Annotated in this window: 10 protein-coding genes; 2 read left to right on the top strand and 8 right to left on the bottom strand. The window is 57.5% G+C overall.

Going from position 1 to position 12,091, the window contains the following annotated elements; genetic code table 11:
- The first annotated feature begins 20 nt into the window (after window positions 1-20).
- Window positions 21-2,225 (top strand): OsmC domain/YcaO domain-containing protein, encoded by a 2,205-nt coding sequence (locus FHL16_RS21670; RefSeq protein WP_077749255.1) that lies wholly within the window; start codon window positions 21-23, stop codon window positions 2,223-2,225.
- A 68-nt stretch (window positions 2,226-2,293) separates the two neighbouring features.
- On the opposite strand, the gene FHL16_RS21675 is transcribed toward FHL16_RS21670, so the two are convergent.
- Together FHL16_RS21675 and FHL16_RS21680 are read right to left on the bottom strand one after the other, a co-directional pair.
- Window positions 2,294-2,821: a single-stranded DNA-binding protein gene (locus FHL16_RS21675; protein ID WP_010467282.1), complete on the bottom strand. Its 528-nt coding sequence runs from the start codon at window positions 2,819-2,821 to the stop codon at window positions 2,294-2,296.
- Between the two features lie 9 nt (window positions 2,822-2,830).
- On the bottom strand, window positions 2,831-4,228 hold the full coding sequence (locus FHL16_RS21680) for an MFS transporter (protein ID WP_010467280.1): 1,398 nt from the start codon (window positions 4,226-4,228) through the stop codon (window positions 2,831-2,833).
- 191 nt (window positions 4,229-4,419) lie between these two features.
- Between FHL16_RS21680 and uvrA the strand changes: the two genes are divergently transcribed.
- Window positions 4,420-7,254: an excinuclease ABC subunit UvrA gene (gene uvrA / locus FHL16_RS21685; protein WP_010467278.1), complete on the top strand. Its 2,835-nt coding sequence runs from the start codon at window positions 4,420-4,422 to the stop codon at window positions 7,252-7,254.
- A 65-nt stretch (window positions 7,255-7,319) separates the two neighbouring features.
- Here uvrA and bfr read toward each other — a convergent pair whose 3' ends face one another.
- The 6 genes from bfr to rpsK all read right to left on the bottom strand — a co-directional run bounded on the left by bfr (window position 7,320) and on the right by rpsK (window position 12,078).
- Window positions 7,320-7,784 carry a bacterioferritin gene (gene bfr / locus FHL16_RS21690; protein ID WP_010467276.1) on the bottom strand — a complete coding sequence of 155 codons (465 nt, stop codon included), beginning with the start codon at window positions 7,782-7,784 and terminating at the stop codon, window positions 7,320-7,322.
- 149 nt (window positions 7,785-7,933) lie between these two features.
- The gene (locus FHL16_RS21695; protein WP_010467275.1) at window positions 7,934-9,388 is read right to left on the bottom strand and encodes a catalase; all 1,455 of its coding nucleotides are present in this window, start codon (window positions 9,386-9,388) and stop codon (window positions 7,934-7,936) included.
- A 208-nt stretch (window positions 9,389-9,596) separates the two neighbouring features.
- The gene (gene rplQ / locus FHL16_RS21700; protein WP_008145500.1) at window positions 9,597-9,983 is read right to left on the bottom strand and encodes a 50S ribosomal protein L17; all 387 of its coding nucleotides are present in this window, start codon (window positions 9,981-9,983) and stop codon (window positions 9,597-9,599) included.
- A gap of 42 nt (window positions 9,984-10,025) precedes the next feature.
- Window positions 10,026-11,027: a DNA-directed RNA polymerase subunit alpha gene (locus tag FHL16_RS21705; RefSeq protein ID WP_003176403.1), complete on the bottom strand. Its 1,002-nt coding sequence runs from the start codon at window positions 11,025-11,027 to the stop codon at window positions 10,026-10,028.
- Window positions 11,028-11,049: 22 nt separating this feature from the next.
- Window positions 11,050-11,670 (bottom strand): 30S ribosomal protein S4, encoded by a 621-nt coding sequence (rpsD, locus tag FHL16_RS21710; RefSeq protein WP_003210056.1) that lies wholly within the window; start codon window positions 11,668-11,670, stop codon window positions 11,050-11,052.
- Window positions 11,671-11,688: 18 nt separating this feature from the next.
- Window positions 11,689-12,078 (bottom strand): 30S ribosomal protein S11, encoded by a 390-nt coding sequence (gene rpsK, locus FHL16_RS21715; protein WP_002555466.1) that lies wholly within the window; start codon window positions 12,076-12,078, stop codon window positions 11,689-11,691.
- Between the last annotated feature and the right edge of the window lie 13 nt (window positions 12,079-12,091).

A 12,091-nucleotide genomic window follows, 5' to 3' on the forward strand; every position in this document is an offset into this window, starting at 1 on the left:
CGTTATTCTGGTAATCCCCCATGGAAATCAAGGTCAACTTTCTCGACAACCTTCGACTTGAAGCCAAGTTCGACGACTTCACGGTGGTGGCCGATCAACCTATCCGCTACAAGGGCGATGGCTCGGCGCCGGGTCCGTTCGACTACTTCCTGGCGTCGTCGGCGTTATGTGCGGCGTATTTCGTGAAGTTGTACTGCGACACTCGCAGTATTCCCACCGAAAACATCCGCCTGTCGCAGAACAACATTGTTGACCCGGAAAACCGCTACAACCAGATTTTCAAGATCCAGGTCGAGTTGCCCGCGGACATCTCCGACAAGGACCGCCAGGGCATCCTGCGTTCCATCGACCGTTGCACCGTGAAAAAAGTGGTGCAAGCCGGGCCTGAGTTTGTGATCGAAGAGGTGGAAAACCTCGACGCCGATGCCCAGGCGTTGCTGATGCCTGCTTCTACCTCAGAGGCGAGCACCTATATCGCGGGCAAGGATCTGCCGCTGGAGCAGACCATCGCCAATATGTCGGCCATTCTGGCGGACCTGGGCATGAAGATTGAAATCGCCTCGTGGCGCAATATCGTGCCCAACGTGTGGTCGCTGCATATCCGCGATGCGCACTCGCCGATGTGTTTTACCAACGGCAAGGGCGCAACCAAGGAAGGCGCGCTGGCGTCGGCGTTGGGCGAGTTTATCGAGCGACTCAACTGCAACTTCTTCTACAACGACCAGTTCTGGGGCGAAGAGATCGCCAACGCGCCGTTTGTGCATTACCCGGACGAACGCTGGTTCAAGCCTGGCCGTAAAGATGAACTGCCGAGCGAAATACTCGACGCGCACTGCCTGAAGATTTACAACCGCGACGGCGAGTTGCGTGGCTCCCACCTGATCGACACCAACTCGGGCAATGAAGAACGCGGCATCTGCGCGCTGCCCTACGTGCGCCAATCGGACGGCGAAGTGGTGTATTTCCCGTCCAACCTGATTGAAAACCTGTTCCTGAGCAACGGCATGAGTGCCGGTAACACGCTGGCCGAAGCCCAGGTGCAGTGCCTGTCGGAGATCTTCGAGCGCGCGGTAAAACGCGAAATCATCGAAGGTGAATTTGCCCTGCCGGATGTGCCCGCCGATGTGCTGGCGAAGTACCCGGGAATACAGGCCGGTATTCAGGCGCTGGAGGAGCAAGGGTTCCCCGTATTGGTGAAGGATGCGTCCCTGGGGGGGGAATTCCCGGTGATGTGCGTCACGTTGATGAACCCGCGTACCGGCGGCGTGTTCGCCTCGTTCGGCGCGCACCCGAGCCTGGAAGTGGCGCTGGAACGCAGCCTGACCGAATTGCTCCAGGGCCGAAGCTTCGAAGGCCTCAACGACTTGCCCCAGCCGACGTTTGAAGGTCATGCGGTGACCGAGCCGAATAACTTCGTCGAGCACTTCATCGATTCCAGCGGCGTGGTGTCGTGGCGCTTCTTCAGTTCCAAGTCGGACTACGAATTCGTGGAGTGGGACTTCTCCGGCCAGGGTGAAAACTCGAATGCCGAGGAAGCCGCGACCTTGTTCGGCATTCTCGAAGGCATGGGCAAGGAAGTGTACATGGCGGTCTACGAGCATATCGGCGCGACGGCATGCCGCATCCTGGTCCCGGACTATTCGGAAATCTATCCCGTGGACGACCTGATTTGGGATAACACCAACAAAGCGCTGTTCTTCCGCGCCGATATCCTGAACCTGCATCGCCTGGACGACGAAGAACTGCAAGCGCTGGCTGAGCGTCTGGTGGAAAGTGAGCTGGACGACTACACCGACATCACCTCCCTGATCGGCATCGAGTTTGACGACAATACCGTTTGGGGTCAGCTGACAATCCTGGAGTTGAAACTGCTGATTTATCTCGCCTTGCAGCAATTTGAAGAGGCCAAAGAGGCGGTGGAGATGTTTCTGCAGTACAACGACAACACGGTTGAGCGCGGCTTGTTCTACCAAGCTGTCAACGCGGTGCTGGAGATGAAGCTGGACGAAGACCTGGAGTTGGAAGACTACGAGGCCAATTTCCGTCGGATGTTTGGTAACGAACGGATGGATGCAGTGATCGGCTCGGTGGACGGCAGTGTACGCTTCCATGGTTTGACGCCGACCAGCACCAAACTGGAGGGGCTCGACAGACACCTGCGGTTGATCGAAAGCTACAAGAAGCTGCACTCGGCACGGGCCAATGTGACCACGTTGGCCGGTTAACAGCGGCAACAAAAAAGCGAAGCCATATGGCTTCGCTTTTTTTGTCTACGGTTCTGAAAAACTGCGGATCAGAACGGGATATCGTCATCAAAGCTGTCGAAATCCGGAGCCGGTTGTGGCGCTGCCTGCTGTGGAGGCGGAGCCTGACGCGACTGCTGCGGTGCTGACTGCTGCGGGCGCGGAGCCTGCTGGCGTGGAGCCGGGGCGGACTGCTGGTAGTTATTGCCCCCGCCTTGTTGGTCGCCCTGCTGTGGACGGCCGCCGAGCAGTTGCATGGTGCCTTGCATGTCGACCACGATTTCGGTGGTGTAACGCTTGATACCGTCTTTTTCCCACTCGCGGGTCTGCAGCTTGCCTTCGATGTAGACCTGCGAACCTTTACGCAGGTATTCACCGGCGATCTCGGCCACCTTGCCGAACATCGAAACACGGTGCCATTCAGTCTTCTCGACCTTCTGACCGGTTTGCTTGTCGGTCCACTGTTCGCTGGTCGCCAGACTCAGGTTGGTCACGGCGTTACCGTTAGGCAAGTATCGAACTTCGGGATCCTGGCCGCAAGTGCCGACCAATATGACTTTGTTAACCCCACGGGCCATAACGTTCTCCTAGGCTACGCACGCTGCCCCGGCCGGGTTGTTCACCAGGCGCTCAAGGGTGGTGCGATCCAATAGTTCTGTGTCCAATTTGATGTAAATCGCCGCTTCATCAGCAACGATTACCGCATCTGTTACCCCTACGACGGCCTTCAGGCGGTCAACCAACCCCGCTTCGCGGATCGCCTCGGGCGACAGCGGCAAGCGCAGACTCGTCACGTAGGGAGGTTCGCGCATGGTAACAGCAAAGGCCAGCCAAAGTGCAGCCAGGCCGGCGCATCCGAGGAATACAACCGACAAACCGCCGTGCTGGAACATCCAGCCGCCGAGGATCCCCCCCAGCGCCGAACCGAGGAACTGGCTGGTGGAATAAACCCCCATCGCCGTGCCTTTGCCGCCCGCCGGTGAAACCTTGCTGATCAGCGATGGCAACGAAGCTTCCAGCAAGTTGAACGCGGTAAAGAACACCACCGTCCCGATCACCAGAGCCCGCAGGCTGTCGCCGAACTGCCAGAAGAATAGCTCAGTGAGCATCAGCGTCAGCACTGCGCCCAATAAAACTCGTTTCATTTTGCGTTTCTTCTCGCCGTAGATAATGAACGGGATCATGGCGAAGAAGGAGATCAGCAGCGCGGTGAGGTAGACCCACCAGTGCTGCTCTTTGGGCAGCCCGGCTTTTTGCACCAGAGCCAGGGGCAATGCAACGAAGCTCGACATCAACATCGCGTGCAACACAAAAATGCCAAGGTCCAGGCGCAGCAGGTCCGGGTGCTTTAGCGTCGGCATCAGCGCCGAACGGGCGACGCCGGACTCACGGTGCTGCAACGGTCCGGTGGAACGCGGCACCATGAACATGACGATCACGATGCCGAACAGCGCCATGCCGCCCGTGGCGAGGAACAACCCCGACAGGCCGAAGGCGCGGGTCAACAGCGGCCCGACAACCATGGCCACTGCGAAGGACAGACCAATCGTCATGCCGATCATGGCCATGGCTTTGGTCCGGTGCTGCTCGCGGGTCAGGTCTGAAAGCAACGCCATCACTGCGGCGGAAATAGCCCCGGCGCCTTGCAGGATGCGTCCGGCGATGACGCCCCAGATCGAATCGGCATTGGCTGCCAGCACGCTACCGAGGGCGAAGATGATCAGCCCGAGGTAAATCACCGGACGACGGCCGATGCGGTCGGAAATAAAGCCGAAAGGAATCTGAAAGATTGCCTGGGTCAGGCCGTAAGCGCCAATCGCCAGTCCGATGAGGGCCGGGGTCGCTCCTGCCAGATCCATCCCATAGGTCGCCAGTACCGGCAACACCATGAACATGCCAAGCATACGGAAGGCGAACACAAGGGCCAGCCCGCTTGCTGCGCGGGTCTCACTGCCACTCATGCGTTCGCTGTGGGGATCGTGCATGGAAAAACCTCATGTGAACCGGCGGCGATTCTACCAGTCCCATCGATTGACGGGGTATATCGCGACGCTTTGACGCGCTCCGCTGACAGACTCTTCATGTAAGACACAACTCCGCTCGTTTGATAGTGTGCATCCATCCAGTATTTGGCCGTATACTCCTACGTTTTCGACGCCCGCCAAGCGAGGCCACTTTGGACAAGATCCTGATTCGTGGGGCCCGAACCCACAACCTGAAGAACATCGACCTGACCCTGCCACGGGACAAACTGATCGTCATCACCGGCCTGTCCGGATCCGGCAAATCGTCCCTGGCGTTTGACACGCTGTATGCCGAAGGCCAACGCCGCTATGTCGAATCACTGTCGGCCTATGCCCGGCAGTTTTTGTCGATGATGGAAAAGCCTGACGTCGACACCATCGAAGGTTTGTCGCCAGCCATTTCCATCGAACAGAAATCGACCTCGCATAACCCGCGCTCGACGGTCGGCACCATCACCGAAATCTACGACTACCTGCGCCTGCTGTACGCACGCGTGGGTATTCCACGTTGCCCGGATCACGACATTCCGCTGGAAGCGCAAACCGTCAGCCAGATGGTCGACCTGGTCCTCGCGCAACCGGAGGGCAGCAAGCTGATGCTGCTGGCCCCGGTGATTCGCGAGCGCAAAGGCGAACACCTTTCGGTCTTCGAAGAACTGCGCGCCCAGGGCTTTGTCCGGGCCCGGGTCAACGGCAGGATCTGCGAACTGGATGAGCTGCCGAAGCTGGATAAGCAAAAGAAGCACTCGATTGATGTAATAGTCGACCGCTTCAAGGTCCGCGCCGATCTGCAGCAGCGCCTGGCCGAGTCGTTCGAAACCGCGCTGAAACTGGCAGACGGGATCGCACTGGTCGCGCCGATGGACGACGAGCCCGGCGAAGAGATCATCTTCTCCGCGCGCTTCGCCTGCCCGATTTGCGGCCATGCGATCAGCGAGCTGGAACCCAAGCTGTTCTCCTTCAACAACCCCGCCGGCGCTTGCCCGACCTGCGATGGTCTGGGGGTCAAGCAGTTCTTCGACATCAAGCGTCTGGTGAACGGCGAGTTGACGCTGGCCGAGGGCGCTATTCGCGGCTGGGACAGGCGCAACGTCTATTACTTCCAGATGCTCGGGTCGCTGGCTTCGCACTACAAGTTCAGCCTGGAAGTGCCGTTCAACGACCTTTCGGCGGATCAGCAGAAATTCATTCTGCATGGCAGCGGTTCGCAAAACGTCGACTTCAAATACCTGAACGACCGCGGCGATATCGTCAAACGCTCGCACCCGTTCGAAGGCATCGTGCCGAACCTGGAACGCCGCTATCGCGAAACCGAGTCGGCTTCAGTGCGTGAAGAGCTGGCCAAGTTCCTCAGCACCCAGCCCTGCCCGGATTGCCGTGGCACGCGCTTGCGTCGTGAGGCGCGGCACGTCTGGGTGGGCGAGAAGACGCTGCCGGCGGTGACCAATCTGCCGATTGGCGATGCTTGCGAGTATTTCGGCATACTGAAGCTCACGGGCCGTCGCGGTGAAATTGCCGACAAGATTCTCAAGGAGATCCGCGAGCGCCTGCAGTTCCTGGTCAACGTAGGCCTCGACTATCTTTCGCTGGATCGCAGTGCCGACACGTTGTCCGGCGGTGAAGCTCAGCGGATTCGCCTGGCCAGCCAGATTGGCGCCGGCCTGGTGGGGGTTCTGTACATCCTCGATGAGCCGTCGATCGGTCTGCATCAACGTGATAACGATCGGTTGCTCGGCACACTCAAGCACCTGCGCGACATCGGCAACACGGTGATCGTGGTCGAGCATGACGAAGACGCTATTCGCCTGGCCGACTACGTGGTGGACATCGGGCCGGGCGCGGGGGTCCACGGTGGGCATATTGTTGCCGAAGGGACGCCGGCCGAAGTGATGGCGCATCCTGATTCTTTGACCGGCAAGTACCTGTCGGGCCGAGTAAAGATTGCCGTTCCAGCCAAACGCACACCGCGTAACAAGAAGTTGTCACTGTCGCTCAAGGGCGCTCGCGGTAACAACTTGCGCAATGTCGACCTGGACATTCCGATAGGTCTGTTGACGTGCGTGACCGGTGTGTCCGGCTCGGGCAAATCGACGCTGATCAACAATACGCTGTTTCCCTTGAGCGCTACGGCACTCAACGGTGCAACGACGCTTGAGGCGGCCGCTCACGACAGCATCAAGGGACTGGAGCATCTGGATAAGGTCGTCGATATCGACCAGAGCCCTATCGGCCGAACGCCGCGCTCTAATCCGGCGACCTACACCGGGCTGTTCACGCCGATTCGCGAACTGTTCGCCGGCGTACCGGAATCACGCTCACGCGGTTATGGTCCGGGACGCTTCTCCTTCAACGTGAAGGGCGGACGCTGCGAAGCGTGTCAGGGCGATGGCCTGATCAAGGTGGAAATGCACTTCCTGCCGGACATCTATGTCCCGTGCGACGTCTGCAAGAGCAAGCGTTACAACCGCGAGACACTGGAAATCAAGTACAAGGGCAAGAGCATCCACGAAACCCTCGAGATGACCATCGAGGAAGCGCGGGTGTTCTTTGACGCGGTTCCTGCGCTAGCGCGCAAGCTTCAGACATTGATGGACGTAGGTCTGTCCTACATCAAGCTGGGGCAATCGGCGACGACGTTGTCCGGCGGTGAAGCCCAAAGGGTGAAGCTCTCCCGTGAACTGTCCAAGCGCGATACCGGCAAGACGCTGTACATCCTCGATGAACCAACCACCGGCTTGCACTTCGCGGATATTCAGCAATTGCTCGACGTACTGCATCGACTGCGCGACCACGGCAACACTGTGGTGGTGATCGAGCACAACCTGGACGTGATCAAGACCGCCGACTGGTTGGTGGACCTGGGGCCGGAAGGCGGCTCCAAGGGCGGCCAGATCATTGCGGTTGGTACCCCGGAGGAAGTGTCCGAGATGAAGCAATCTCACACCGGCTTCTACCTCAAGCCGCTGCTGGCTCGCGACAAGGCCTGAATCGGGCCCACGAAAAAGCCCCTGTCACTTTGTCGGTGACAGGGGCTTTTTTGTATAGGGAGCAATCAGGCGTGAGATTGCAGGTAGTTCTCAAGACCGATCAACTTGATCAGACCCATCTGCTTTTCAAGCCAGTAGGTGTGGTCTTCTTCAGTGTCATGCAATTGAACCCGCAGCATCTCGCGGCTGACATAGTCCTGGTGTTGCTCGCAGAGTTTGATGCCCTTGCAGAGCGCGGCGCGGACTTTATATTCAAGTCGCAGGTCAGCGGCGAGCATGTCCGGCACAGTGGTGCCAACATCAAGATCGTCCGGACGCATGCGCGGCGTGCCTTCGAGCATCAGAATCCGACGCATCAGGGCATCAGCGTGCCCGGCCTCTTCTTCCATCTCGTGGTTGATGCGTTCGTAGAGCTTGGTGAAACCCCAGTCCTCATACATCCGCGAATGGACGAAATACTGATCACGCGCCGCCAGTTCGCCGGTCAGCAACGTGTTGAGGTAATCGATTACGTCTGGGTGCCCTTGCATCGCCCTACATCTCCCTGCATGAAAGTCTGTAGTTTGAACCAAGGCGACTGTTTGGTCACTCCGTTTACGCGATAAAAGCGAAGATATTCTGAGAAAAGTGGTTCAAATAACGCAAAAACCGCCCAAATGAGGGCGGTTCTGCTTCTCGTTTAGACTTCGTTAAGCTGTACACCCAACGCCCTTGCAATTGCTTCTCCATACGCCGGATCGGCCTTGAAGAAGTGCTGCAATTGACGATCAATCACATCACCGGAAACGCCGGCCATGGCTCCGGCAATGTTGTTGGTCAGCAGCGCTTTCTGCTCGTCACTCATGAGTCGGAACAGAGCACCGGCATGGCTGTAGTAGTCGGAGTCTTCACGATGATCGTAACGATCAGCGGCACCGCTCAATGCCAACGGTGGCTCAGCGTAGCGAGGCGCTTGTTTCGGCGAATCGACGTAGCTGTTCGGCTCATAGTTAGGTGCTGCACCGCCATTGCTGCCGAATGCCATCGAACCATCACGCTGATAGCTATTCACCGGGCTGCGGGGCGCATTCACCGGTAGTTGCTGATGATTGGTGCCAATGCGGTAGCGGTGCGCGTCGGCATAAGCGAACACGCGGCCCTGGAGCATGCGGTCCGGAGAAAGACCAACGCCCGGGACCATGTTGCTCGGGCCGAATGCCGCTTGCTCGACTTCGGCAAAGTAGTTTTGCGGATTGCGATTGAGCTCCAGCTCGCCGACTTCGATCAACGGAAACTCTTTCTGCGACCAGGTTTTGGTCACATCGAACGGGTTCTCATAGTGCGCCGCGGCCTGAGCCTCGGTCATGATCTGAATGCACACACGCCATTTCGGGAAGTCACCGCGCTCAATCGCCCCGAACAGGTCACGCTGCGCGTAATCCGGATCGGTACCGGCCAAACGTGCCGCTTCTGCAGGCGCCAGGTTTTTGATGCCTTGCTGAGTCTTGTAGTGCCACTTCACCCAGTGCCGCTCGCCATTGGCGTTGATCAAGCTGTAGGTGTGGCTACCAAAGCCGTGCATGTGACGATAGCCGTCAGGAATGCCACGGTCGGAGAACAGAATAGTGACCTGGTGCAGCGCCTCAGGCGAGTGCGACCAGAAGTCCCACATCATCTGCGCGCTTTTCAGATTGCTCTGCGGCAGACGCTTTTGGGTGTGGATAAAGTCCGGAAATTTCAACGGATCACGGATGAAGAACACGGGCGTGTTGTTGCCGACGATGTCCCAGTTACCTTCCTCGGTGTAGAACTTCAGGGCAAAGCCACGCGGATCGCGCTCGGTATCGGCCGAACCCCGTTCGCCGCCAACCGTAGAAAAGCGCAAGAACGTCGGAGTTTGCTTGCCGACCGATTCAAACAGTTTAGCGCTGGTGTACGGGGTGATGTCGCGAGTGACAGTAAACGTGCCGTAAGCACCCGAGCCCTTTGCGTGTACACGGCGCTCAGGGATGTTCTCGCGATTGAAGTGGGCAAGCTTTTCGATCAGGTGAAAGTCGTCGAGCAGCAGCGGACCACGAGGGCCGGCGGAACGGGAATTCTGGTTGTCGGCGACAGGAGCGCCACTGGCGGTGGTCAGCGTTTTATTTTGACTCATGCGATCTCTTCCTCTGTCAGTCTTTAACTGCCGGCTATCGGCTGAGGGGGAGTATTGATCAGGAACGTTACAGCTACAAATTCATTGCGTTGCGACTATCGATAGAAAATTACTAATTACCTTTCTATTCATGCATTGATGGCAATGCTTTTCGAGCGCGCACAAAAAACCGGGCACTAGGCCCGGTTCTTCGTTTCAGACTGACGTCTTACTCAGCGGATACAGCTTCACCACCGGCAGGACGATCAACCAACTCGACATACGCCATAGGCGCGTTGTCGCCAGTGCGGAAACCGCACTTGAGGATGCGCAGGTAGCCACCCTCACGGGTAGCGTAACGCTTGCCCAGGTCGTTGAAGAGCTTACCAACGATAGCCTTCGAACGAGTACGGTCGAAAGCCAGACGGCGGTTAGCCAGGCTGTCTGTCTTGGCCAAAGTGATCAGCGGCTCAGCAACGCGACGCAGTTCTTTAGCTTTTGGCAGTGTAGTTTTGATCAGCTCGTGCTCGAACAGCGACACCGCCATGTTTTGAAACATGGCCTTGCGGTGCGAGCTGGTGCGGCTCAGGTGACGACCACTTTTACGATGACGCATGGTTCATTCCTTACCAAACACAACGTTCGGTGATTACGACGATCAGGCAGTCGCCTTGTCGTCCTTCTTAAGACTTGCAGGCGGCCAGTTGTCGAGGCGCATGCCGAGGGACAGACCGCGGGAGGCCAGAACGTCCTTGATTTCAGTCAAGGATTTCTTGCCAAGGTTCGGAGTCTTCAACAGCTCTACTTCGGTACGCTGAATCAGGTCACCGATGTAGTAGATGTTTTCCGCCTTAAGGCAGTTAGCCGAACGTACAGTCAGTTCCAGATCGTCAACCGGGCGAAGCAGGATCGGATCGATCTCGTCTTCCTGCTCGATAACCACTGGCTCACTGTCACCTTTGAGGTCGACGAACGCAGCCAGCTGCTGTTGCAGAATGGTTGCAGCGCGGCGGATAGCCTCTTCAGGATCCAGGGTACCGTTGGTTTCCAGATCAATAACCAGCTTGTCCAGGTTAGTACGCTGCTCGACACGGGCGTTTTCCACCACGTATGCGATACGGCGAACCGGGCTGAACGAAGAGTCAAGCTGCAAGCGACCGATGCTGCGGCTTTCGTCTTCATCGCTCTGACGCGAGTCTGCCGGTTCATAACCACGACCACGAGCTACGGTGAGCTTCATGTTCAGGGCGCCGTTAGACGCCAGGTTAGCGATTACGTGATCGGGGTTAACGATCTCGACATCATGATCCAGCTGAATATCGGCAGCGGTAACCACCCCCGAACCCTTCTTCGACAAGGTCAGCGTAACTTCGTCACGACCGTGCAGCTTGATAGCCAGACCTTTAAGGTTCAACAGGATTTCAATTACGTCTTCCTGTACGCCTTCGATGGCGCTGTACTCATGGAGCACACCGTCAATCTCGGCCTCGACTACTGCACAGCCGGGCATTGAGGACAACAGGATGCGTCGCAGCGCGTTGCCCAGGGTGTGGCCGAAACCACGCTCGAGAGGCTCGAGAGTGATCTTGGCGCGGGTTGGACTGACAACCTGCACATCAATATGGCGGGGTGTCAGGAACTCATTTACCGAAATCTGCATGGATGCACCTATTTTCTAGCCCTTACTTGGAGTAGAGCTCGACAATCAGGCTTTCGTTGATGTCGGCGGACAGATCACTGCGAGCAGGAACGTTCTTGAAAACGCCCGACTTCTTCTCAGTGTCTACTTCTACCCATTCTACGCGGCCACGTTGGGCACACAGATCGAGAGCTTGGACAATGCGAAGTTGGTTCTTTGCTTTCTCGCGAATCGCGACCACGTCACCAGCACGAACCTGGTAGGACGGTACGTTTACGGTCTGACCGTTAACGCTGACGGATTTGTGCGATACCAGCTGACGGGATTCGGCACGAGTAGAGCCAAAACCCATACGGTATACAACGTTGTCCAGACGGCATTCGAGCAGTTGCAGCAGGTTTTCACCGGTTGCACCTTTCTTGCCAGCAGCTTCTTTGTAGTAGCCGCTGAATTGACGCTCGAGAACGCCGTAGATACGACGGACCTTCTGCTTTTCACGCAGTTGGGTGCCGTAATCGGACTGGCGACCGCGGCGTTGGCCGTGGATACCAGGTGCTGCTTCGATGTTGCACTTCGATTCGATCGCGCGCACGCCGCTCTTCAGAAAGAGATCGGTGCCTTCGCGACGAGCGAGTTTGCATTTTGGACCAATGTAACGAGCCATTCTTTACAATCTCCTGGATTACACGCGGCGCTTCTTCGGCGGACGGCACCCGTTGTGCGGGATTGGCGTCACGTCGGTGATGCTGGCGATCTTGTAGCCACAGCCGTTCAAAGCGCGGACTGCAGATTCACGACCTGGGCCTGGACCTTTGACGTTAACGTCGAGGTTTTTCAGACCGTATTCCAGCGCAGCTTGACCAGCACGTTCAGCAGCTACTTGAGCAGCAAACGGGGTGGACTTGCGGGAACCGCGGAAACCCGAACCACCGGAGGTAGCCCAGGAAAGAGCGTTGCCTTGACGGTCGGTGATGGTCACGATTGTGTTGTTAAAAGATGCATGGATGTGGGCGATGCCATCAACCACTGTCTTTTTAACTTTTTTACGAGGACGAGCAGCAGGTTTAGCCATGATTAATTTCCTG

It is taken from the genome of Pseudomonas sp. FSL W5-0299, assembly GCF_005930655.1.
GTDB lineage: Bacteria > Pseudomonadota > Gammaproteobacteria > Pseudomonadales > Pseudomonadaceae > Aquipseudomonas > Aquipseudomonas mandelii.